General features: G+C 61.0%; 24 protein-coding genes and 1 tRNA gene. 9 read left to right on the top strand and 16 right to left on the bottom strand.

Annotation, left to right across the window (positions count from 1 at the left end):
* Window positions 1-3 precede the first annotated feature (3 nt).
* The 6 genes from aroE to ACTJGZ_RS02985 all read left to right on the top strand — a co-directional run bounded on the left by aroE (window position 4) and on the right by ACTJGZ_RS02985 (window position 5,547).
* Window positions 4-831, top strand: coding sequence for a shikimate dehydrogenase (aroE, locus tag ACTJGZ_RS03010; protein WP_441661467.1), 828 nt, complete (start codon window positions 4-6; stop codon window positions 829-831).
* A 52-nt stretch (window positions 832-883) separates the two neighbouring features.
* Window positions 884-1,939: a Gfo/Idh/MocA family protein gene (locus ACTJGZ_RS03005; protein WP_441661466.1), complete on the top strand. Its 1,056-nt coding sequence runs from the start codon at window positions 884-886 to the stop codon at window positions 1,937-1,939.
* 102 nt (window positions 1,940-2,041) lie between these two features.
* Window positions 2,042-2,485: a type II 3-dehydroquinate dehydratase gene (aroQ, locus tag ACTJGZ_RS03000; RefSeq protein WP_441661465.1), complete on the top strand. Its 444-nt coding sequence runs from the start codon at window positions 2,042-2,044 to the stop codon at window positions 2,483-2,485.
* A 134-nt stretch (window positions 2,486-2,619) separates the two neighbouring features.
* Window positions 2,620-3,153: a TRAP transporter small permease gene (locus ACTJGZ_RS02995; protein ID WP_441661464.1), complete on the top strand. Its 534-nt coding sequence runs from the start codon at window positions 2,620-2,622 to the stop codon at window positions 3,151-3,153.
* Window positions 3,150-4,430 (top strand): TRAP transporter large permease subunit, encoded by a 1,281-nt coding sequence (locus ACTJGZ_RS02990; protein ID WP_441661463.1) that lies wholly within the window; start codon window positions 3,150-3,152, stop codon window positions 4,428-4,430. Before ACTJGZ_RS02995 ends, ACTJGZ_RS02990 begins: the two co-directional genes overlap by 4 nt.
* Window positions 4,431-4,530: 100 nt before the next feature.
* Window positions 4,531-5,547 carry a TRAP transporter substrate-binding protein gene (locus tag ACTJGZ_RS02985; protein WP_441661462.1) on the top strand — a complete coding sequence of 339 codons (1,017 nt, stop codon included), beginning with the start codon at window positions 4,531-4,533 and terminating at the stop codon, window positions 5,545-5,547.
* Window positions 5,548-5,677: 130 nt separating this feature from the next.
* On the opposite strand, the gene ACTJGZ_RS02980 is transcribed toward ACTJGZ_RS02985, so the two are convergent.
* The 8 genes from ACTJGZ_RS02980 to ACTJGZ_RS02945 form a co-directional block, all read right to left on the bottom strand.
* A complete protein-coding gene (locus ACTJGZ_RS02980) occupies window positions 5,678-6,004 on the bottom strand; it encodes a hypothetical protein (protein WP_441661461.1) in 327 nt (108 codons plus the stop codon).
* 25 nt (window positions 6,005-6,029) lie between these two features.
* Window positions 6,030-6,692 carry an orotate phosphoribosyltransferase gene (locus ACTJGZ_RS02975; protein ID WP_441661460.1) on the bottom strand — a complete coding sequence of 221 codons (663 nt, stop codon included), beginning with the start codon at window positions 6,690-6,692 and terminating at the stop codon, window positions 6,030-6,032.
* Window positions 6,693-6,704: 12 nt separating this feature from the next.
* Window positions 6,705-7,613: a helix-turn-helix domain-containing protein gene (locus ACTJGZ_RS02970; protein ID WP_441661459.1), complete on the bottom strand. Its 909-nt coding sequence runs from the start codon at window positions 7,611-7,613 to the stop codon at window positions 6,705-6,707.
* Between the two features lie 110 nt (window positions 7,614-7,723).
* Window positions 7,724-9,148 carry an aspartate ammonia-lyase gene (locus ACTJGZ_RS02965; RefSeq protein WP_441661458.1) on the bottom strand — a complete coding sequence of 475 codons (1,425 nt, stop codon included), beginning with the start codon at window positions 9,146-9,148 and terminating at the stop codon, window positions 7,724-7,726.
* On the bottom strand, window positions 9,141-10,223 hold the full coding sequence (gene pyrC, locus ACTJGZ_RS02960) for a dihydroorotase (RefSeq protein ID WP_441661457.1): 1,083 nt from the start codon (window positions 10,221-10,223) through the stop codon (window positions 9,141-9,143). The genes ACTJGZ_RS02965 and pyrC overlap by 8 nt, the downstream gene beginning before the upstream one ends.
* Window positions 10,220-11,506 carry a hydantoinase/carbamoylase family amidase gene (locus ACTJGZ_RS02955; protein WP_441661456.1) on the bottom strand — a complete coding sequence of 429 codons (1,287 nt, stop codon included), beginning with the start codon at window positions 11,504-11,506 and terminating at the stop codon, window positions 10,220-10,222. The genes pyrC and ACTJGZ_RS02955 overlap by 4 nt, the downstream gene beginning before the upstream one ends.
* Before the next feature lie 10 nt (window positions 11,507-11,516).
* The gene (locus ACTJGZ_RS02950; RefSeq protein ID WP_441661455.1) at window positions 11,517-12,467 is read right to left on the bottom strand and encodes a dihydroorotate dehydrogenase; all 951 of its coding nucleotides are present in this window, start codon (window positions 12,465-12,467) and stop codon (window positions 11,517-11,519) included.
* The gene (locus ACTJGZ_RS02945) at window positions 12,460-13,302 is read right to left on the bottom strand and encodes a dihydroorotate dehydrogenase electron transfer subunit (RefSeq protein WP_441661530.1); all 843 of its coding nucleotides are present in this window, start codon (window positions 13,300-13,302) and stop codon (window positions 12,460-12,462) included. Before ACTJGZ_RS02945 ends, ACTJGZ_RS02950 begins: the two co-directional genes overlap by 8 nt.
* Window positions 13,303-13,904: 602 nt before the next feature.
* Here ACTJGZ_RS02945 and ACTJGZ_RS02940 point away from each other — a divergent pair.
* The 3 genes from ACTJGZ_RS02940 to ACTJGZ_RS02930 all read left to right on the top strand — a co-directional run bounded on the left by ACTJGZ_RS02940 (window position 13,905) and on the right by ACTJGZ_RS02930 (window position 17,797).
* Window positions 13,905-15,152 (top strand): MFS transporter, encoded by a 1,248-nt coding sequence (locus ACTJGZ_RS02940; RefSeq protein WP_441661454.1) that lies wholly within the window; start codon window positions 13,905-13,907, stop codon window positions 15,150-15,152.
* A 15-nt stretch (window positions 15,153-15,167) separates the two neighbouring features.
* A complete protein-coding gene (locus ACTJGZ_RS02935) occupies window positions 15,168-17,480 on the top strand; it encodes an NADP-dependent malic enzyme (protein WP_441661453.1) in 2,313 nt (770 codons plus the stop codon).
* Between the two features lie 74 nt (window positions 17,481-17,554).
* Window positions 17,555-17,797, top strand: a complete 243-nt coding sequence (locus ACTJGZ_RS02930; protein ID WP_441661452.1) for a hypothetical protein — start codon at window positions 17,555-17,557, stop codon at window positions 17,795-17,797.
* A 16-nt stretch (window positions 17,798-17,813) separates the two neighbouring features.
* Here ACTJGZ_RS02930 and ACTJGZ_RS02925 read toward each other — a convergent pair whose 3' ends face one another.
* From ACTJGZ_RS02925 to ACTJGZ_RS02890, 8 genes are all read right to left on the bottom strand, one after another.
* The gene (locus ACTJGZ_RS02925) at window positions 17,814-18,047 is read right to left on the bottom strand and encodes a helix-turn-helix domain-containing protein (protein WP_441661451.1); all 234 of its coding nucleotides are present in this window, start codon (window positions 18,045-18,047) and stop codon (window positions 17,814-17,816) included.
* Window positions 18,040-18,726: a Rha family transcriptional regulator gene (locus ACTJGZ_RS02920; RefSeq protein WP_441661450.1), complete on the bottom strand. Its 687-nt coding sequence runs from the start codon at window positions 18,724-18,726 to the stop codon at window positions 18,040-18,042. The genes ACTJGZ_RS02925 and ACTJGZ_RS02920 overlap by 8 nt, the downstream gene beginning before the upstream one ends.
* Before the next feature lie 3 nt (window positions 18,727-18,729).
* On the bottom strand, window positions 18,730-19,014 hold the full coding sequence (locus ACTJGZ_RS02915) for a helix-turn-helix transcriptional regulator (RefSeq protein ID WP_441661449.1): 285 nt from the start codon (window positions 19,012-19,014) through the stop codon (window positions 18,730-18,732).
* Window positions 19,015-19,124: 110 nt separating this feature from the next.
* Window positions 19,125-19,901 (bottom strand): hypothetical protein, encoded by a 777-nt coding sequence (locus ACTJGZ_RS02910; protein ID WP_441661448.1) that lies wholly within the window; start codon window positions 19,899-19,901, stop codon window positions 19,125-19,127.
* 203 nt (window positions 19,902-20,104) lie between these two features.
* Window positions 20,105-21,316, bottom strand: coding sequence for a tyrosine-type recombinase/integrase (locus ACTJGZ_RS02905; RefSeq protein WP_441661447.1), 1,212 nt, complete (start codon window positions 21,314-21,316; stop codon window positions 20,105-20,107).
* Between the two features lie 173 nt (window positions 21,317-21,489).
* Window positions 21,490-21,565: transfer RNA gene (locus ACTJGZ_RS02900), tRNA-Thr, on the bottom strand.
* Window positions 21,566-21,617: 52 nt separating this feature from the next.
* Window positions 21,618-22,064 carry a ClpXP protease specificity-enhancing factor gene (locus ACTJGZ_RS02895; protein ID WP_441661529.1) on the bottom strand — a complete coding sequence of 149 codons (447 nt, stop codon included), beginning with the start codon at window positions 22,062-22,064 and terminating at the stop codon, window positions 21,618-21,620.
* Window positions 22,065-22,075: 11 nt separating this feature from the next.
* Window positions 22,076-22,687, bottom strand: coding sequence for a glutathione S-transferase N-terminal domain-containing protein (locus tag ACTJGZ_RS02890; RefSeq protein ID WP_441661446.1), 612 nt, complete (start codon window positions 22,685-22,687; stop codon window positions 22,076-22,078).
* Between the last annotated feature and the right edge of the window lie 81 nt (window positions 22,688-22,768).

Genomic DNA, 22,768 nt, shown 5'->3' with positions numbered 1-22,768 from the left:
CACATGGCAGATCGTTATGCCGTCATCGGCAACCCTATCGGACATACCAAGTCCCCCTTGATTCATGGCCTGTTCGCCGAGGCGACCGGGCAGGAAATGGACTACGGCGCGATTGAAGGCCAGCCAGGGCAGTTCGCGGGCGCGCTGGACGCATTCCGCCAGGCGGGCGGCAAAGGCATCAATATTACGGCGCCCTTCAAACTGGATGCGTATGCCTATGCCTCCGAACACTCGCCAGCCGCGCGTCTGGCGGGGGCGGCGAATGCCCTGAAATTCGAAGGGCAGCGCGTGCTGGCGCAAAACTTTGACGGCATCGGTTTGCTGCGTGACATCGAACACAACCTGGGCGTGGCCTTGCGTGGCCGCCGGGTCTTGCTGCTGGGGGCTGGCGGCGCGGTGCGCGGCGCGCTGCTGCCTTTTCTGGAAGCGCAGCCGGCGCGTTTATTGCTGGTGAACCGGGATGGCGCCAAGGCGCAGGACCTGCTGCGGGCGGTAGGGGCCGCCGCGCCGCCAGTGTTCGAGGCAGGCGGATACGGCGAGCTGGCCGGCCAGCGGTTTGATGTGATCGTCAACGCCACATCCGCCAGTCTGCGGGCTGAACCCCTGCCGTTGCCGGATGAGGTATTCAGCGAGGCCGTGCTGGCCTACGAACTGGCCTATGGCAAAGGCCTGACGCCTTTCCTGGCTCAGGCTGGCCGCTGCGGCGTGCCGCAGCTGGCCGATGGCGTCGGCATGCTGGTGGAGCAGGCTGCGGAAGCCTTTGCCTGGTGGCGCGGTGTGCGCCCCGAAACCGCCCCTGTCATTGAGCGGCTGCGCGTGCCCTTGGCATGACGGGCGGCACAGGGCTGCAGGGTAAATCTCCGGAATTCAATAGCTGGAAAACATGATGAAAGACAAAGTCAGAATTGCCGTGGCTGGCGCCGGGTATATCGGCCAGGCGCACATGCAGGCGGCGCAGGCAAGCCAGGCATGCTGCCTGGCGGCGGTGGTGGACCCTTCAGCGGCGGCGGGCGAATTGGCCCGCCGGGCTGGCGTGCCCTGGTACACCTCGCTGGAAGCGATGCTGGAGCAAGACCGCCCGGACGGCATTGTCCTGGCGACGCCCAATCAATTGCATGTGGCGCACGCGCAGCTTTGCATGAACGCGGGCATACCCATTCTGCTGGAAAAACCTGTCGCTCATACGCTGGCCGCAGGTGCCGGGCTGCAGGATCTGGCGCAGGCAAAGTCGGCGCGGGTCCTGATAGGCCATCATCGCGCGCATAGCCCGATCATGGCAACGGCCCGGCAGGTGGTCGAACAGGGCCGGCTGGGGAAAATCGTCGCGGTCATGGGCAGCGCCTTGTTCGTCAAACCCGATCATTATTTTGCGGATGCGCCTTGGCGCAGGGAACCCGGCGCTGGCCCCATTCTGCTCAACATGATTCATGAGGTGCACAACCTGCGTATGTTGTGCGGAGAAATACAGGCGGTGCAGGCATTTTCTTCCCATGCCGCGCGGGGCTTCGAAGTGGAAGATACCGTCGCCATCAACCTGCATTTCCGGCAAGGCGCGCTGGGCACATTCATGTTGTCGGATACGGCTGCCAGCGCGCGCAGCTGGGAACAAACCTCGCAGGAAAACCCGGCCTATCCCTCATACGAGGACGAGGACTGCTATGTCGTGGCAGGCACGCATGGTTCGCTGGCCATTCCCTCCATGCGCCTGAAAAGTTATGCGTCCGATGCAGACCGCTCCTGGTGGAAACCATTCGAACAGTCTGTTGTGGACATGGTGCGCGAAGACCCGATTCTGCGCCAGATGGAGCATTTTGGCGCGGTCGTGCGCGGCACTGCCGAGCCGCTGGTGTCCTTGCAGGATGGCCTGGCGAATCTGCGCGTCACCGAAGCCATCGTTGCTGCGGCCCGTACCGGGCGCGTGGTGGAAATCAAGGCCTGACCCGGCCGCCAGGCCGGATGCGAGCGGCGTGGCGCCGTATGAGTGCGCGCCACGTTCTATGAACGACCGCTGGCGCGCCAGCGGGTAGAGACAGGAAAAACAATGAAAGTCTTAATGCTGCATGGCATCAATCACAATATGTTCGGCAAACGGGACCCGGCCCAGTACGGCACCACGACGCTGGAGGAAATCAATGCGCGGCTCGAAGCGCTGGCGGGCGAACTGGGCGTGTCGCTGAGCAGTTTCCAGACCAATAGCGAAGCCGCCATGTGCGAGCGCATACATCAGGCCTATCACGATGGCATGGATGCGGTACTGATCAACGCTGGCGCCTGGACGCATTACAGCTATGGCATTCGCGACGCCCTCGCCATTCTGGAAGTGCCGGTGGTGGAGCTGCATATGTCGAATATCCACGCCCGCGAAGCTTTCCGCCATCACTCGGTCTTTGCTGACATCGTGACCGGACAGATCTGCGGTTTTGGCGTGGACAGCTATCTGCTGGCCTTGCGCGCCGCGGTGTCGGCGGCGAACAGGCACGGATAAGCGGCTTGATGGCCTGTCCCGGGACAGGCCCAGCCACCACCCGCGCGGGCGAGAGCCGCGGCGCGGGTATCAAAAAAATAGCGCGGCATGACCACACCGGAACCCGGGGGCGTAGCGGCGCAGGAGACAAAAAAATGACGCGAATCGTAGAGCGGCTATGCCGCCTGCTTGAGACCGGTATTGGTCTTGCGCTGGCGCTCATGGTGATTCTGGTATTCAGCAATGTGGTGCTGCGTTACGCCTTCAATTCGGGCATCGCCATTTCCGAAGAGCTGGCGCGCTGGCTATTCGTCTGGATTACGTTCCTGGGGGCTGCTGCCGCCATCCAGCGCCGTAGTCATATGGGCACGGATCTCTTGGTGCGCCTGCTCCCCAGGCGGCTGCGGTGCGTGTGCCTGGGGCTGGGCCAGCTATTGATGCTGTATGTCTGCTGGCTGCTGCTGGACGGCAGCTGGCAGCAGATTCAGATCAACCTGACAACGCGCAGTGCGGCAATGGAAGTATCCGTTGCCTGGTTCTATGCGGCTGGGGCCGTATTCGCTGTTCTGGGCGGGGCAATGGTGCTGTTGCAATTCGCGCGTTTGGTGACGGGGCAGGCGACGCCGGACGAGCTGGGCTTTGCTGCCGCCCGTCCCGGTGAAACCCGCGCTGAGGAGGTGCGCTCATGACGATTCTGGTCTTTGTGGGTGCGCTGATAGGCGCCATGGGTTTGGGCATCCCCATCGCATTCGCTTTGCTCCTGAGCGGCGTCGCCTTAATGCTGCACCTGGATGTGTTTGATGCGCAGATTCTGGCGCAAAGCCTGGTCAACGGCGCGGATAGTTTTCCATTGCTGGCCGTGCCGTTCTTCATGCTGGCCGGGGAAATCATGAATGCCGGCGGTCTGTCGCGGCGTATTGTGACGCTGGCCATGGCGCTGGTCGGGCATATTCGCGGCGGCCTGGGCTATGTGACCATCATGGCGGGCTGCATCATGGGCGCATTGTCGGGTTCCGCCGTGGCGGACGCGGCTGCCCTGACAGCCTTGATGCTGCCGATGATGGTCGCCGCCGGCCATGACAAGGCGCGCTCCGCAGGTTTGATTGCATCGGCGGGCATCATTGCGCCTGTGCTGCCGCCGTCTATCGCTCTGGTGATCTTTGGCGTTGCAGGCAATGTGTCCATTGCGCGCCTGTTCATGGCCGGTATCGTGCCGGGGCTATTGCTGGGCGTGATGCTATGGCTGGCCTGGTGGTGGCTGGTGCGTTCGGAGCGGGTCGAGGCCAAGGCACGCTGTTCCAAGGCTGAGATCAGGCAGGCGGTGCGCCAGTCTTCCTGGGCGCTGGGTTTGCCGGTCCTGGTCGTCGTAGGGCTGCGCTTCGGTATTTTCACGCCCACCGAGGCCGCTGTCGCGGCGGCGGTCTATGCCTTGGCGGTGTCTATGCTGGTGTACCGGGAATTGTCCTGGCGGGATTTGTTCCAGGTCTTCATCGGTGCTGCGCGCACTAGTTCGGTCATTATGTTTTTGGTCGCAGCCGCGATGGTGTCGGCATGGCTGATTACGGTGGCGCAGTTGCCTGTGCAGATCGTTGCCTTGCTTGAACCGGTGCTGGAGCATCCCAAACTCTTGATGCTGGCGATCATGCTGCTGGTGCTGGTGATAGGCACGGCGCTGGATCAGACGCCCTGCATTCTGTTGCTGACGCCTGTGCTGATGCCGGTCATCAAAGCCGCGGGGATTGATCCGGTGTATTTCGGCGTGATGTTTGTGCTGAATACATCCATCAGCCTGATTACCCCGCCTGTGGGAACGGTGCTGAACACCGTGGCAGGGGTAGGCAAAGTCGGCATAGACAGTGTCATCCGCGGAATTGGGCCGTTCCTGCTGGCGTTGTTCGGGCTGTTGATGCTGCTGGTGGCGTTTCCGCAGATCGTTATGGTGCCCGGAGCCTGGCTGTACGGTTGACGTGTCCGGGAGGCAGGCCGCCAGCGGCGGCTGCCTTGCACGCCGATCCGATAAATGGCCCGTGTCGCGGGCCGATCAATAAGAGTCCAAGGAGACAATCATGAACCATCGAAAGACCCTCTTTAAGTGCCTGCTGGCGTCGCTAGGCGCGGCATTTTGCCTGGCGGTTTCCGCGCAGGATATCCAGAGCCGCTCATTCAAATTGGCGACGGCGAACCCGGAAGGGCACCCCGGTGTGGTGGGCGCGCACAAGTTCGCTGAATTGGTGGCGGCCAAGTCGGGCGGCAAGCTCAAGGTCAACCTGTTTCCCGGCAGCGTCCTGGGCGGCGATGCGCAGGTGATCTCAGCCATGCAAGGCGGAACGATAGACTTTGTGCTGGTGAACTCGGGGATTTTTTCCAGTCAGGTGCGGGAGGCGGGCATCTATGATTTTCCCTTCCTGTTTGCGAATGCCGAGGAGGCCGACGCGGTCGTGGATGGCCCTGTCGGCCAGGCCATTCACAAGAAATTTGAAGATAAGGACATGGTCGGCCTGGCTTACTGGGAGCTGGGCTTTCGTAACATCACCAACAATCGCCGGCCAATCGAGAAAGTGGAGGACATCGCTGGCTTGAAACTGCGCGTGATTCCCAGCCCGATCAACCTTGACTGGGTGCGGGCCCTGGATGGCAATCCGACACCGCTGGCCTGGCCCGAAGTGTATGCGGCGCTTGAACAGCGCGCGGTCGATGGCCAGGAGAACCCGATCACGAATATCCATGCCAATCGTATCTATGAGGTGCAACGCTACCTGGTGCTGACGCGGCATGTTTACAACCCGCAATCGCTGGCGATGAGCAAACGGATCTGGGACAAATTGTCGGCCGATGAACAGCGCATCTTGCAGGAAGCGGCGCAGGAAGCGACGGGATTCCAGCGGCAGTATCAGCGCGATAGCGAAGATGCCGCGTTGGCGGAACTCAAACAGGCTGGCATGCAAGTCACCGAGCTGTCTGAAGCCGAACAACAGAAGCTGCGCGAACTGATGCAACCTGTCATTGCCAAACACGCCGACGTCGTGGGGACGGAAACAGTCGATGCCTTGCAGGCAGAGCTGAAGCGCTTGCGCGGCGGCTAAGGCCGCCAGGCCTCACTGGGGGCGGGCCTCAGCCCGCGCCGTCAACAGGCCCTGGCGGGCGCGCAAGACCACCCGTGCTTGCGCGTTCCGCAGGGCCTGCCGTGTTTTCTTGCTGCGCCCGCAGGCAGGGTCAGAAGTTGGCAATTTTCCATTCGTAATCATTGGCGATGGCGCTGATCGCAGCCAGCTTTTCTTCTCCGCTGGCATTCAAGACTGCGGCGAATTTTTTGCAGAAACCCAGCAGCGCCTGTTTCGCCTTGTCAGCGGTTTCAGGTTCGACTGCCTGGTCTTCGTAGCGCATGACATAGTTGTGCGCGGCAGTGCCGATGATGTAGTAGGCCGCCGCGTGGGCGGGATCGCTTTTCATGAGATTCAGCAGCGAGCGATGCAGATTCTTGAAAGCGTCTGTCCCTGACTCTTCGCGCTCAAACACGTTAACGGTTTCTAGATAGGTCATCGAATTTCCTTTGAAAATTGAATGGTCATCCGGCGATGCCGCCATGTTTCTGTGACCATTGTGCAGGCCCTGAAATGAAATCAGCCAAGTCAGCCAGCGAACGGCTGTCGAACTGCGCGCGCGCCCGGGCAACCTGAAGAATATCCTGGCAAGTGGCGAGCGCATGGGTGCGCACGCCCTGTTGCAAGAGATGCTGCGCCGCGCCAAAGGTGGCGTAATCAAAAATCACCAGCAAGTCTGCCGCTGTTGCCCCCGCAGCCGTGATCGCCTGCAGGAAATTCGACTTCGAGACACCGGCTGCCATCAAGTCATCAACCAGCAGCACGCGTTGTCCGGCAACGATATCGCCTTCCAGCTGGCGGCCTCCCCTGGGGTTTTTCCGGACGTAGTGCAGGGGCAGGTCCAGGCGGTCCGCAATCCATGCGCCAAAAGCGATGCCGCTGGTCTCGCCGGCGACGACGGCGTCAAGCGCGGGCCGGATGCCGGAGGCTTCGATGCTGGCAAGGCAGGCCGCGACAAGGTCCCGGCGGATTTGCGGGAATGAAATAAGCCGGCGGCAATCCATGTAGAACGGGCTGGCCCAGCCTGAAGGCAGGCGGAACGGCTCGTCGCCGCGCATTGATACGCACCCGGCATCCAGCAGCAGCGCGGCGATGCGCTGTCCTGAGGTCGGTGATTGCTCCATCATGATTCCTCATTCCTAGATTGAATCCATCCGCTCCAGCAGCTTTCTCAGCTTGGCGGCTCCTGCGCGCCCCTTGTAGGCGGTCTTCCATAATCGGCCAATCATTTCTTCATACATGGCCACCGCCTCACGGGCAGCGGTGACCGTGGCAATGCCATTGCGCACATTGGGCAGGTCTCCCAATCGGAAAGGACTGACGGCGAGCACACTGCGCTGAGGATTGCAGAACACCTGGAAGGTAGAAGACGGCATGGCGTCATCGACCAGGCCGATCTGCACATGCAGGGGCTCGCTTCCCATGAGATCCGCAATCCGCACGATTTCCTGCCTGGCGGCAGCGATACGGAGCCGGCGCACTTCTTCTGGCAGATCGACGCGGCCAACCAGGCCCGTGTGGATGAAGCGCTCCAGATTTCTCATGCCTATCAGGCTGAGAATGTTAGGTTTGCGTTTCTCGAAGAAGGCTTTTCTTTCCGTCATGATGGCCAGCATTTTTTCAATGGTGTCCAGCTGAACCTTGCCCAGATTCTTGGGGGAGGACTCGATCAGCATCTCACGCAAATACGTCAGATAGTCCGTGGAGGTGAGCAGCATCGACACAGGTTCGAAATGGGCCAGAATGCGATCCGCCTTGGATTCCAGCTGGCGCATGCGCTCGAAGAAGCCCAGGGCGTTCGAGTGGTATTCGACCTCCACGCCCAGCAGCGATGCCAGCGTTGTGCCCAGCAGGCCCGCCAGCCGTTCCAGCGTTTCGATCTTCACGATCTCGCCACGCTCCATGCGATAGACGACGGCCCGCGACACGCCCAATTGCGCGGCTACGTCTTCCGCCTGGAGCGAAGCGCCGACACGGTAGGCCTTCAGGCGATCGCCCAGTCCCGCGTAGTCGATGCCCGAATCGAACGGAATGACGTGCTCTGCCATCTCATTTTCCTTAAGGTTTCTAGAAAATGAGACTATAGACGACTGTATGGCGTCACTTTCCGCCGGGCTGGCCGGATGCGCCGCCAGACCCTGGTTTTTGCCGTCCACGTTCAGGGATTCCGTCCTGCCGGCACGCAGGCGCGCGGCTGGATCAGCACCTCATGGCGCAACGCTTCATCCAGTTGCTCGCGGGTCATCAGGCCGCGGTCGAGCACCACCTGCCGCACATTGGTGCCGTTGGCGAAGGCTTCCGCGGCCACTGCCGTTGCCATCTTGTAGCCGATGACAGGATTCAATGCCGTGACCAGCGCGATGGAACGTTCCACCCCTTCGGCCAAACGCTCGGGATTTGCCGTGATGCCCTTGATGCACAGATCGGCCAGTGTCATGCAGCCATTGGTGAGATGCCGGACACTGCGAAAGAGCGCATTGGCGATGACCGGTTCGAACGCGTTGAGCTGCAGTTGCCCGGCTTCCGCGGCAAACGTGACCGTGAGATCCGACCCTATCACTTCGAAGGCAATCTGGTTCACGACTTCCGGGATGACAGGATTGACCTTGCCCGGCATGATGGAGGAGCCCGCCTGCATGGCAGGCAGGTTGATTTCTCCCAGGCCGGAGCGCGGGCCGCTTGAAAGCAGGCGTAAATCGTTGCAGACCTTGGACAGCTTGACCGCGGTCCGCTTGAGGACGCCCGAAAGCTGGATGAAGGCGCCGCAGTCCTGGGTGGCTTCGATCAGGTTCGGCGAGCTGGACAGATCGAGCTGCGTCAGCAGCCTGAGCTGCTCCACGGCGCGCGCGGCATATTCCGGGTGCGCCGTGATGCCGGTACCGATTGCCGTCGCGCCCAGATTGACCTCGCGGATGAGTGCCTCGGCTTCGCGCAGTCTGGCGATATCTTCGCCCAGCATGACGTCATAGGCCGAAAATTCCTGGCCCAGTGTCATCGGCACGGCATCTTGCAATTGCGTGCGTCCTATCTTCAGCAAAGGGGCAAATTCGGCGGCTTTCGCTGCGAAGTGGCCGCGCAGGTAGGCCATTGCCGCCAGCAAACGCTCGACGGCCAGGCAGGCGGCGATCCGGATGGCGGTCGGGTAAACGTCATTGGTGCTTTGCGCCATGTTGACGTCTTCATTGGGATGGAGGAACTGGTATTCGCCTTTGCTGTGGCCCAGAATCTCCAGCGCGCGGTTGCAGATGACCTCGTTGGCATTCATGTTGGTCGAGGTGCCGGCGCCGCCCTGGATGACATCTATGACAAACTGATCGTGCAGCGCGCCGGCCCGGATTTCCTCGCAAGCGGCCGCGATGGCATCGCGCTTGTGCGGCGCCAGCAGGCCTAGCGACGCATTGGCCTGGGCCGCCGCCTGTTTGACGGCGGCCAGCGCCACAATCAGGTCGGGGAAGGATGACACCGCGGTGCCGGTGATCTGAAAGTTTCTTCGGGCCCGTTCGGTGTGAACGCCGTAGTAGGCGGCCGCCGGCACTTCGCAGGCGCCCAGCAGATCGTATTCGGTACGCATCAATTTACTCATGAGAGGCATCCTGCGCCGCTGCGGCGGCAAGAGGGGCGCGCACGGACCACGCGAGCGTGCTGCCGCCAAGAAAGGGATGAATGACTGAGCCATCGGGTAAGGGAAGGTCGGCTGGGGGCGTGAAGGGCTCGCGCACCAATGTCACACGGGCTTGATTGGCGGGCAGGCCATAGAAGGCCGGGCCATTCAGGCTGGCGAATGCTTCCAGGCGGTCCAGCGCGTTTTCTTCCTCGAACACGGCGGCATACACGGACAGGGCGGCCGGCGCATTGAAAATCCCCGCGCAGCCGCAGCTGGCCTCCTTGAACTGGCGCAGATGGGGGGCCGAGTCCGTGCCCAGGAAAACGTTGCGGGCGCCCGAGGTGGCCACCCGCCGCAGCGCCAGGCGATGCCTTTCCCGCTTCAGGACGGGCAGGCAATAGTGGTGGGGGCGCAAGCCCCCCTGGAACATGGCATTGCGGTTGAAAACCAGGTGCTGGGGCGTGATGGTTGCCGCCAATCTGCCAGACGTATCCGCCGCGACAAAATCCGCTGCTTCGGCCGTGGTGATGTGTTCCATCACGACTTTCAGGGCGGGAAAATCACGCAGCAAGGGAATCAGCGTCTGGTCGATGAAGACTTTCTCGCGGTCGAAAATGTCCACAGCAGGATCGGTGCTTTCTCCATGCACGAGCAATGGCATGCCCATGGCCTGCATGGTCTCCAGGACGCTGCCGACCTTGGCGGTGGAGGTCACGCCGTATTCCGAGTGTGTCGTGGCGCCGGCCGGGTATAGCTTCACTGCGGTGGCCACGCCCTCCTCGAAGCCGCGCCTGACTTCCTGCGCTGGCGTGCCGTCACAGAGATAGAACGTCATGAGCGGCGTGAAGCGTGTGCCCGGCGCCAGATGAGCGAGGATGCGGTCCCGGTAGGCGGCGGCCAGCGCCGTCGATGTCACGGGCTGCTTGAGGTTGGGCATGACGATGGCGCGCCCGAACTGCGCTGCGGTATAGGGGAGGACGGCGCGCAGTATTTCGCCATCGCGGAGATGCACGTGCCAGTCGTCTGGCTGCGTCAGCGTGAGGGTGTGGCTCATAGGTCGCTGCCGAGTGTGTGGATGGCTTCGCTCAGGGCGTGCACACCGAGCAGGAAATCATCCATTTCCATGGCCTCATGCGGGTTGTGCGAGCCGTTCTGATTACGCACGAATAACATGCCGCTAGGAATCCCGGCATTGGCAAACAGCGATGCATCATGGCCGGCGCCGCTCGGAATACTGTCGTGCGCCACGCCCAGGGCCGCGCATGCTGCCATCAGCACCTGGCATACCCGGGGGTGCATGGTTGCGGGATCTGAGCGCAGCCGTCTGTCGGTGACAAACCGCACGCCTCGTTCTTTGCCGACGGCTTGCAGCTCGGCTTGTACCAGCTGATAGAAAGCTTCCAGCGTATCGGCGCTTTTGCTTCTGGCTTCCAGGCTGAAACTGACCTGCCCCGGAATCCGGGAGATGGAATGCTCGGCAGGGTCGGTCTGGACGATGCCTGCGGTAACGACCAGATCTATGCCGCGCTCCAGCAGTTCTTTCCAGTGCGCATCAAGACGCATGATGAGATCCGAAACGGCGAACATGGCATCGCGCCGCAGCCAGCGCGGGACGACGCCCGAGTGCTGGGCTTCGCCCAGGCACTCTATGCGGTTGTGACGGATGTTGCCGCGGATGCCATTGACGGCAGCCAGCGGCAGATCGCGGGCAATCATCACAGGCCCCTGTTCGATATGCAGTTCGAGATAGGCCAGAACCTGCTTCTTGTCGAATAGCGGTTCGCCCGCGCGTATCGCTGCCATATCCGCTCCCACGCTGGCCATGCACTCGTCCAGTGTCTGTCCGCTGCTGCGCTGCACGAGTTCGAGGTCGGCCGCCGAGATTTTTCCAAAGAGAGCGCTGGAACCCAGGTAGGCTTTTCCGAACCAGGCGCTTTCTTCGCCCCGGAAGGCAATGGTGCGCAGGGGCGCGGCGCTGTGCTGGCCGCTCACCTGGCAAAGCAGCCCCGCAATGACCCCGGCCAGGCCGTCGAAATTGCCGCCCTGCGGCACGGAGTCGATATGCGAGCCTACCCAGATGGCGGGCTGCTCAGGCGCCAGGCCAGGGTTGGAGAAAATATAGTTGCCGGCGCGGTCATGGCTGACCGTCAGCCCCTGGCTCTGCGCAAAGGCTGCCAGGTAATCGCCGGTTTCCGTTTCGCGGCGGCCATAGCTTTCGCGCGTGACGCCGACGCCGTCAAAAGACAGTTCGCGGATATCCGCGAACAGCTTTTCGGCGGTTTCCCTCAGGGCCTCCCGCATGGCTGGCGACGCAGATGATGTAGCCGATGTGCTCATGGATGCTCTCCTAGCCCGATTGCTGGGCAAAGCGAAGCCAGCGGTCCGACAGCTGGTGGTCGAGTACGACCTGTCCTGTCAGATCGCGGACGTTCGCGACCTTCGACTCCGCGCAGTACGCCGTGAGTCCGTCAATGATCTTCTGCATGACGCCGGGGTCGGTAAAGGACGCCGTCCCCACCTGCACGGCGCTGGCGCCTGCCAGCAGAAACTCCACCGCATCTTCCGCCGTGGCGATGCCGCCGCAGCCGATGATGGGAATGCGCACGCTCCGGTAGCATTGATGCACCATCCGCAAGGCGATGGGTTTGATGGCCGGGCCGGAAAGGCCGCCCATCACATTGCCTAGCTTGGGCTTGCGCGTTCTGATGTCTATCGCCATGGCCAGCACGGTATTGCCCATCACCAGCGCGTCGGCGCCGGCTTCTTCGGCAGCGCGCGCGATGGCGCCCAGCTGGGAGGCATTGGGCGTCAGCTTGGCCCAGACGGGGTGCGAGGTATGGCGCCGGATCGCGCTGACCACCTTGTAGGTGGATTCCGGAGCGACCGCGAATGCCATGCCGTCGGCTTCCAGATTGGGGCACGAAATATTGGCTTCGATGGCGGCAACCCCGGGCAGCGACATCCGCGCCGCCGCCCGGGCAAACTCATCAACGGTATCGGCAGAGATAGAAACCACCACCGGGGTGTTGAATTGCATATAGGCGGGCAGCACCTCTTTGCAGTAGTAGTCCAGGCCTTTGCTGGGAATGCCGATGGAATTCATCATCCCGCCGTGCGCTTCCGTCACACGCGGCGTGGCATTGCCGGCACGGCTCTTGGAAGAGACGCTTTTAATGACCAGGGCGCCCAGCTGATTGAAATCGAGCGCTTCGGCGTATTCGATCGCGAAGCAGCCCGAAGCGGGCATGACGGGATTGCGCAGGCTGACATCGCCTATCTGAACGGTAAGATCAGCCAAATTCCACCTCCCCCACCACATGGCGGATCGGAAACACGGGGCCTTCACGGCAGACGCGCAGAAACTGTTTGTCCCCCGCATCATCGAACAGGCGGACACAGGACAGACAGACGCCCATGCCGCAAGCCATGCGCTGCTCCATGGCGACTTCTCCGAGAATCGGCGGGTGGTCTTGCAGCACCTTTTGCAACAGCATCAGCAGGCGGTGAGAGCCGCAGGTATAGATGGCGTCGTGGTGTTGTTCGGCCAGCAGGCGGCGCACGAGCGTATCCACATTGCTGACCGATGAGCTGTCGTCGCTGTCGAACACGCAATGCACGTCTGCTTCAGCGCCGCGCAGGAATTCATCGCGCATCAGGTCTTTCGGCGCGCGCGCCGACATGATGGCGGTGATGGCGATACCGGCCTGTGCGGCTGCCTTGAGCAGCGGCGCCATGGTGGCGAGACCGACACCGCGCGCCACGACCAGAATGCGTTCGAACTCGGGCCGCAGCACGAAGGTATTGCCCAGCGGCCCGACGATTTCCATGGCATCACCGATGCCAAGGGTTGCCAGCGCCCGGGTGCCAGCACCAGTCACGTTGTAGAGGAATTCGATGGTTCCTGCTTCCGGGCCGACGCCATAGACACTCATGGGGCGCAGCAGGAAAGGATGCTGTCCTGCCGCGGACGGGCACTTGAGTTGATAGAACTGCCCGGGCCGGGTCATCCGGGCCAGCTCGGCGTTTGAACTCAGGCGCAAATATTTGTACCGGTCGTTAACCCAGCGATGTTCAAGCACCGTGCAGCGATGGGATGCCACGTGTTCGGCGTTGCGCTGGAAACAATCGGGCATCCCGGCTGAGGCGCGGCTCGCCAGTTCAGAAGGTGGGGGGTGGTCGTCAATTGTGCTCATGGGATCTTTCACACAGGTTTGTTTCGGCTGTCCCGCTGGGTCAGCTCTTTTTTTATCCTAGTATCTTTTTTGATATTTATCTATGTTTTGATCTGCGGGTTTTCACTAGCGCCCAGAGATGGGCCCTGGGGCTTGCGGCCTGCGCCAGCTCAAACCCATCGCCTTCCTTGCAAGATGGCGGCTGGCGCAGTCTCTAGGTTCACCGCATATCGCCCGGCGCGGCGCGGTATGGCCATGTGCGATCCACCAGGAATTAGGGTTTGTATCTGTACCGTGATCAGGCGCAAACCTGTAAAAATGCACAATCGTATCTTTTTTGAGATAAGTTTCTTTTAATTATTTTGTTGGGCGTTTCAGACAGGCAGGCGTTTAGAACAGCCAGGCGTACAGGGCAGCGATCAGGGTTCGCGTGTTCCATGCCCGCGGTCCTGCATCGCAGTGGCGGCCGCGCGCTGGCTGTCAGTTTCCGCTTTTTTTCCCGCGTGGCCCCGGTGGGCTGCGTCACTCACAGTGCGGCAATGGCCGCGTGAAAGGTATGCGTTATGCAAAATTGCAATGAATCAACGTCTCCCAGCACAGGGGAGGCCCGGACCGAAGTCGATGGCTACGGCTGGAAGGCGCTCGCCGGATCAGCCGTGGGCTATGCCATGGATGGCTTCGACTTATTGATTCTGGGGTTCATGCTGACGGCGATTTCCGCCGATCTCAACCTCACGCCTGGTCAGGCCGGCTCGCTGGTGACCTGGACGCTGGTGGGGGCAGTCGCCGGAGGCATCATCTTTGGCGCCCTGAGCGACCGTTTCGGCCGCATCAGAGTGTTGACCTGGACCATCGTGCTATTTGCATTGTTCACGGGCTTGTGTGCTTTTGCACAGGGCTATTGGGATCTATTGATCTACCGCACCATCGCGGGCGTGGGCCTGGGGGGTGAATTCGGAATAGGCATGGCCCTGGCAGCCGAGGCATGGCCCGCCAAATACCGTGCTCGCGTGTCTTCTTATGTCGCGCTGGGCTGGCAGGTTGGCGTGCTGGGCGCCGCATTGCTGACGCCTCTGCTGCTGCCGTCGATTGGCTGGCGTGGCATGTTCCTGATCGGGGTGATTCCCGCGCTGGTGGCCTGGGCCATCCGCAACAAGCTGCATGAACCGGAAGCGTTCGTGCGCAGCAAGACCCGCAAGGCGCCTATCGGGCATGCCTTCAAGCTACTGGTGAAGGACGGGCCGACAATGCGCGTGAGCGCGGGCATTGCGATTTTGTGTTCGGTACAGAACTTCGGTTACTACGGCATCATGATCTGGATGCCCAGCTTCCTGGCCAAACAACTGGGCTTCAACCTCACGCAGTCGGCCATGTGGACCTCGGTCACGATTCTGGGCATGCTGGCTGGCATCTGGATCTTCGGGCAGCTCGCGGACCGTATTGGCCGGAAACCTTCTTTCCTGATATTTCAGGCTGGCGCGGTCATTATGGTGATCGTGTACTCGAAGCTTGCCGACCCGATGCAACTGCTATGGGCTGGCGCGGTGCTGGGCTTGTTTGTCAACGGCATGCTGGGCGGCTACGGCACCCTCATGTCCGAGGCTTATCCCACCGAGGCGCGCGCGACTGCCCAGAATGTGCTGTTCAATATCGGCCGGGGGGTTGGCGGGTTTGGGCCTGTCGTGGTCGGTGCGATTGCCACCGCCTATTCCTTCCAGATGGCCATTGCGCTGCTGGCGGCGATCTATGTTCTTGACATGCTTGCCACCTTGTTCCTCATCCCGGAACTCAAAGGTTCCGAGCTGGATTAACCCAGGGACACTGCCATGACCACCAAACTCTCTTCTGCTGAACAAGCCTTGCGTGATGCGGCCCGCGAATACCACCGCAGCCCCGGCAAAGGCAAAATCTCGGTCCATGCGACCAAACCCCTGTCCAACCAGCGCGACCTGTCGCTGGCCTATTCGCCCGGCGTAGCCTATCCCTGCCTGGATATCCAGGCAGACCCGGCGCTCGCGGCCGAATTCACCTCACGCGGCAACTTGGTCGGCGTGATTACCAATGGCACGGCGGTGCTGGGCCTGGGTGACATCGGGCCGCTGGCCGGCAAGCCGGTGATGGAAGGCAAGGCTTGCCTGTTCAAGAAGTTCGCGGGCGTTGACGTGTTCGACATCGAGCTGGATGCGCGCGACCCCGAAAAAATCATCGAGATCGTCGCGGCGCTTGAGCCGACGCTGGGCGGCATCAATCTTGAGGACATCAAAGCGCCCGAGTGCTTCCACATCGAGCGGGAGCTATCCAAACGCATGAACATCCCGGTGTTCCATGATGACCAGCATGGCACTGCCATCATCTCCAGCAGCGCCTTGCTCAATGGGCTTGAACTCGTAGGCAAGCAGATCAGCCAGGTCAAGATTGCCGTCTCGGGCGCTGGCGCTGCCGCCATCGCCTGTCTGGATGTGATCGTGGGCCTGGGCGCCAGGCGCGAGAACATCTTCGTCGCCGATTCCAAAGGGGTGATCTACATAGGCCGCCCTGGCGGTTTCGATGAAAGCAAGGCCCGCTACGCGCAGAACACTGGATCCAGGACACTGGCTGATATCGTGGCAGGGGCCGATGTCTTCCTGGGCTGCTCGGCGCCTGGCGTGCTGACAGCCGAAATGGCCAGGAGCATGGCTGACCGGCCTATCATCCTGGCGCTGGCCAACCCTGAGCCCGAGATCCGCCCCGAGCTGGCCAAGGCAGTCCGGCCCGACTGCATCATCGCGACCGGCCGTTCCGATTACCCGAACCAGGTCAATAACGTCCTGTGCTTTCCCTATATCTTTCGCGGCGCGCTGGATTGCGGCGCGACCAAGATTACGGAAGCCATGAAGCTGGCCTGCGTGCGCCAGATCGCCGCCTTGGCCAAAGAGAATATCAGCGAGGAAGTGGCGCATGCCTATGCGGGCAAAGAGCTGGTGTTCGGCCCCGACTACCTGATTCCGACACCGTTTGACTCACGCTTGATCATGAAGATCGCGCCCGCGGTCGCCCAGGCAGCCGCCGACTCCGGCGTCGCCATGCGTCCCATTGCGGATATGGAGGCCTACAAGGAGCAGCTGTCGCGCTTTGTATTCCAGACCGGCATGCTGATGCGCCCGGTGATCAGCGCCGCGAAGGCGGTGGCGGATGAGCAAAAGCGCGTTGCCTATGCCGACGGCGAAGACGAGCGTACCTTGCGCGCGGCCCAGCTTGCCATTGATGACCGTATCGCCCGGCCGATTCTGGTCGGCCGTCCTGCGGTCATTCAGGCGCGCAACGAAAAAGCCGGCCTGAGCATGCGGCCGGGCAGGGATATCGAGCTTGTCGATCCGTCGGACGACCCGCGTTTTCGCCAGTACTGGGAGCATTACCACCAGCTGATGAAGCGTGACGGCGCCACTGCCGATGTCGCCAAGGCCGCGGTACGCGGCTCCAACACGATCATTGCCTCACTGATGGTCAAGCTCGGTGATGCCGACGCCATGATCTGCGGCCTGGTCGGTGCCTACGACGCCCATCTGGAGCACGTCCACCACATTCTGGGCCATGCGCCAGACGCCCCGCACTACGCGGCGCTCAATGCCTTGCTGACCCATCACGGCACACTGTTCATCGCCGATACCTACGTTCATGACGATCCCACTGCCGAACAGCTCGCGGACATCGCCTGGATGTCGGTGCAGGAAGTACAGCGTTTTGGCCTGCCGGCCCGGGTCGCGTTCCTGTCGCATTCGAGCTATGGCTCGTCCAGGCGTCTTTCAGCCAGAAAAATGCAGGCGGCAAGAGATATTTTTGTGGCCCGGCATCCTGAAATTGAATGTGACGGCGAGTTGCACGGCGACGCTGCGCTCGAACCCCGTATCCGCGCCACTTATCTGGGCGCACCGGACGCCTCGCTTCATGGCGCAGCCAACCTGCTGATATGCCCAAGCCTGGATGCCGCCAACATCCTGTACAACGTGCTGAAGACAACAAGCAGCGGCGGCGTGACCGTGGGCCCCATCCTGATGGGTGTCTCAGCGCCGGCGTATATCCTGACCCCGGCATCGACCGTGCGCCGTGTGCTCAACATGACCGCCCTGGCAGTCGCCAGCGCCGCAGCGCGCCGCGGCTGAGTCAGACCCCATCCGGCGCCCCGGGAGAGCCAGAGACAAAAAACCCGCAGAGCCCAAGGGCGATGCGGGTTTGTATGCTGCTGTGGACTGCTGGGAATGCTGATGTGGTGCCGGCGCGTGGAACGAATCGGGTGTTGCTGATGGCGCTGGATGACATGCGTAGGCAACAGCGCGAGCACAGTCGAAAACTCGTAGCGTCTCTTTTCGATGATCCGAATCTTGAGCGCGTCATCGCAGGTGAGTTGCGGTGTGAAATGGGTAGCCCATTGCGCAGCGGTAAAGCGATGCAGGCCAGCCGGGGGCACCAAGAGAAATAGTGCTGTTTTCGTTGGCTTATCTCTTCAGCGTGTATAGGGCGATGCCGTCGTGCGGAAAGCCTTCGTCATCCCAAATGCTCACGCGTTCAGTGGTGATGTTGAAGCCCAGGCGCCGCAGCTCCAGTACGCGGGAGGGTGCCTGGTAGCAGCCAAGCTTTCGCAGTTCGTGCGAGTTGTGGGGGCGAATCATCAAGGCCTTGATGATTCGCTGGCGCTGCGACTCGCTGGCGGAGGATTTCTGATTACGCATGGCGGCCACTCTCCAGCAAGGTCGTTCCCAGGCGCTGCAGCGCGTCCTTGGCCCTGATGTAGGCTTCCTTGTGGTTGGCGGCGCCACGCATTGCAGAGCCGGCCAGGAACTGCGCAGCAACCACTAGGGAGCGGCGCGGCAGATCCAGAGCACCACGTTGACCGGCCTCAATGCCGATCGTTTGGTTCACCAGCTTATTCACGTTCATGTGCACAAAGCGGGCATTCGGCGTCTGGCCAGCCAAGGCGCTGATTTCATCGTGGAGCGCGTGGTAGGTCGGCAGGTACTCAGTGCGTGTCAGGTCTTGCGCCTGGCGGGCTTCGCGGAAGGCCTTTACCAGCCGAACCTTGAGTGTTCGCACCTTTGCGGTGTTGCGGCTATAGGTCAGCAGCAGGTAGCACTGGTCTTCGTTCAGGAGCGCGTATTTTTCAGGTTGGCCGCGGCCCGCGATTTCTCCGGTTTGAAACCGGAGTATTCCGAACTGGCGGAAATCATCAGCGTAATGGGCCAGCAGCTCACGGACGTTCTGATGCTTGTTGCCCAGGTGCTGTGCAAGCGTGCGGCTATCAATGCGCGGTTCGTCCTTGACGGACTGCAGGATCAGCGCGGTATCATTCGGGCTGGTCGTCGGGGTCGCGCTCTGCCAGGAGTCGCGGCCCTTTTTCTTGGTCGTCGTCATGCCTCAGCCCTCCAGCTTGGGAGCGTTGGCAGCCTGCCAGCCTTGCGGGTCAGCCATCCAGGCGCGAATTTCCGACAAACGCCAGCGGGTGCAGCGTTCGGTTAGGCGGATGGGTGCAGGCAATCGGCCATCTTGGACCAGCTTCCAGGGCCAGGAGCGAGATGCTCCCAGTAGATCGGCTACCTCTCGGTCGGTGATAAATCGGTCATCGACGGGGAATCCGTGGGCGCGTTCGGCTGCTTCTTGCGCTGCTCTGAGACGAACGGGAGTTTTCGTGGATTGGTGCATATTGCTGCACTCCTTTGTGAACAGTAGGAGTGCAGTGTTGCAACGCTGGCGGTGACGTGGCCCTAATTCGGTTTTACGAAACCCTAATTAGGCTGCTTGGCCCTGATTTTTCAGGGGTTTCTGGGTAGAAAGGCGGCAGCTTCTCGCAGCCATTTTCTCAACGTGTCTTCCTTCACTCCCTCAATACCCAAAGCATCAAAGTCTCGCAACACCTCGGTAACGGTGGTCGTGCCTCTTTCACCGGTGTAGGACTTGTAGTTTGCCGCAGTAAGTCCAGCAATCATTTTTAAAAGATTATTTTTCTCTCGTGTGCCTAGTTCATCGCTTGAATTTCGTGGCGAATTTGTTGCTTCAGTTGTGGTGGTGGAAATAACTACCTCGTTTTCTATGAAATAGTGCGATCCTCGGTAGCCTGATCGACTAAGCCACACCTCGATATCTGTTCGGAAAAACTTTGTTGAGTCGTCTTGGTCATCATGGCCTTGGCGCGGTCTAGAGCCGCGTTTGTGCCAGCTTGTTCTGTGCTGAACGGTGGGCAATGCGTTAAAAACAATGTACTCGCTGTCGCCGTCATGCCCAATCATCGAGCCGGTTTGATTATTTGCTGTATCCCAAGGGGCTGGGCCAAATATTTCATTTAATGAAAGTTGAATGTCGTCAAACGTTACTCGGCATAACGCATCTATAACTAATGTGTTTGCTTTTTTTGCCGCTTGCTCAACAGCATCCTCAATGGTTGAGACTCTTCCCCAGAGAGGGTTGCCCAACAGCTCGTGCCTAGGATTGTTGGCAGGATCAATTCCTGAGATAAGGCAAGCGATCTCCCATGCTGAAAACCGGTCAATCAGGATGTAATGGCTCAAGTCCTCTGGGGGGCTGCTACTCATAGTGTTGTCCATGCACGTCGCCCATCTAATAGATACCAGCATCAGGCCGGTGGACGTTCCGACTTTTCACCCCGTCGGGCTAGATGCTGGCGTAAACCGTTGTATATCGCTGTAGATTGTACTGGACGAATAAACAGTCTTGTGGCTGGTGCTGCCTGACCCAGTAATGCAGGTGCATCATTTCAGGTTTTTTCAGGCCGGCATTACGCCTTGCGATGCAGTTGCACCACATTGCCGCCCACGCGCAGCGCGTCCAGATAGTCAGCCCATACCTGCATCATGGCGCGTCGCTCCTTGATGAATTTCGTCCGGTTGTATGCTGTGCCCAAGGCATCTGGCACCTTGTGCGCAAGTTGGTGCTCGATCACTTCGGGCTTCTGACCTAGTTCCTCATGCAAGATGGTGCGCGCCATCGCTCGGAATCCATGCCCCGTTATCTCGGTACGGGTGTCGTAGCCCATCCGGCGTAGGGCGGCGTTGATGGCCGCGCCGCTCATGGGCCGGGTAGGTGTCCGGCCGCCAGGGAACAGGTAGCGTCCGGCACCGGTTAGCGTGTGCAGGTCGCGCAGCACGGCCACCGCCTGGCGAGCCAGCGGGACAAGGTGGTCAGTGTCGGTCTTGGTGACTCGGTAGCGCCATTCGGCCCGTTCTAGGTCTATATCCGCCCATACAGCCGTGCGTAGCTCGCCAGGACGCACGAATAGCATAGGGGCCAGCCGCAGGGCGCAGAGAACCGGGAATGTGCCAGAGAAGCCCTCAAAGGCCCGCAACATCTCGCCAACCTTGGCCGGGTCAGTGATGGATGCGAAGTGCTGCTGCTTAGCTTGCGGGATTGCGCCCACCAGGTCGCGGGCCGGGTCGCTCTTGCAGTAGCCCTCTTTAATGCCAAACCGAAAGACGCGGCTGATTTCGCTGCGTGTCTTATGGGCAGAGAATCGCACACCGCGGGCATCCATGCGTTTTAGGATGGTCAGGATTTCCGGCGCGTCGATCTCGGTAATAGGGCGCTTGCCCAGCCAGGGGAAAACATCGTTTTGCATCCGCGCAAGGGTGTGGTCGTGGGTGCTGGGCGAGACTTGCGATTGCCGTTCAGCGATCCAGGCCAAAGCGACGGACTCAAAAGAGTTGCTAGCGGCTAACAGGGAGGCGCGCTTGTCCGCTTTCTTTTGCTCGCTGGGGTCTATCCCACTGGCCAGTAGCTTGCGCGCGTCCTGGCAGCGTTCGCGGGCGTCTGCCAGCCCGACTGTTGGATAGACACCTATCGCCAGTGTCTTGCGCTTTCCGCCGTAGCGGTAGTCCATGCGCCAATACTTGCCGGTCTGGTTGACCAGCAGGTAGAGGCCGTCACCGTCCGTCAGCTTGCGGGCTTTGTCGGTAGGCTTGGCCTGGCGGCAGGCGGTATCTGTCAGCGGCATGACGGTATTTTTCCCTGATTGGCTGGCGCTGTTCGCCACATACCGCCAAAGATACCGCCATGTGACGGTAGCTGGCAATGCACTGCTGTAGACACTAGGAGGCAATAAAAAGCCCGCATAGCCAAGGCTGGTGCGGGTTTGTATGCTGCTGTGGACTGCTGGGAATGCTGATGTGGTGCCGGCGAAAGGAATCGAACCCTCGACCTTCTCATTACAAGTGAGCTGCTCTACCAACTGAGCTACGCCGGCACGGTGCGGGCGCAATTGTAGCAGCCCGGCGCGGAAATGGCCGGGCTGTGTTTTATTTGACGACCGACAGGTGGGAACGGCGCTTGCCGCCGGCGGGCGAGGGGTCGTCCTCCGGTTTGTCTGCCGCAGGCGGTGCCGGGTCGGCGGTGCCGGGCTCGGCGGCGGCACCGCTTTTGCCTGTTTCGTATTCCTGCACTTCGAAGCCCATGCCGGCACCGGTTTCACGCGCATAGATGGCGGTGACGACTGCCACCGGCACCCAGAGGTCTTCCGTGACGCCGTTGAAGCGTGCCTGGAAGGAGACCCAATCGTTGTCGATGCGCAGGTTATGGGTGGCCAGCGAGCCGATGTTGAGGGTGATCTGGCCGTCACGGATGTAGGCACGCGGAACTTGCGTGTTTTCATCGACCTGAACGACGATATGCGGCGTATAGCCGTTATCCGTGCACCACTCGTGCAGAGCGCGCAGCAGATAAGGCTTGGTGGAGGTTTCCTGCATGGCTGTCGTCATTAGCGGCGCATGACCTTTTCAGAGGGCGTCAGCGCCTCAATGTAGGCAGGACGCGAGAAGATGCGTTCGGCATACTTCTGGATGGGCGCAGCAGTCTTGGGCAGCTCGATGCCGTAGTGATCCAGGCGCCAGAGCAGCGGCGCAATGGCGACGTCGAGCATGGAGAATTCTTCGCCCAGCATGTACTTGTTTTTCACCAGCACAGGCGCCAGTTGCGCGAGCCGGTCGCGGATATCGTTGCGGGCGCGGTCCTGGCGGGTGGCGTCGAAGCGGCCCGTGCGGTCTTCCAGCACCGAGACGCAGCTGAACAGTTCCTTTTCGAAGTTGTAGAGGAACAGGCGCGTGCGGGCGCGCATCAGCGGATCCGCGGGCATCAGTTGCGGGTGGGGGAAGCGTTCGTCGATGTACTCGTTGATGATGTTCGACTCGTACAGCACGAGGTCACGCTCGACCAGGATGGGCACCTGGCCGTAGGGATTCATGACAGCGATGTCCTCAGGCTTGTTGAAGAGGTCGATGTCCTTGATTTCGAAGTCCATGCCCTTTTCGAACAACACGAAGCGGCAACGTTGCGAGAACGGGCAAGTGGTCCCGGAATAGAGCACCATCATAGCGGAGAGTCCATCCTTATTCTTTTGAACTGCGGTAACAGGCATGCGCTTGGTCGGTGGCGACGCAGGCGCGCATTCGCG

Source organism: Kerstersia sp. (genome assembly GCF_052103615.1).
In the GTDB taxonomy this organism is placed as follows: Bacteria; Pseudomonadota; Gammaproteobacteria; order Burkholderiales; family Burkholderiaceae_B; genus Kerstersia.
Note: the sequence above shows the minus strand (reverse complement) of the source record. Positions and strands in the feature narration are given on the sequence as shown.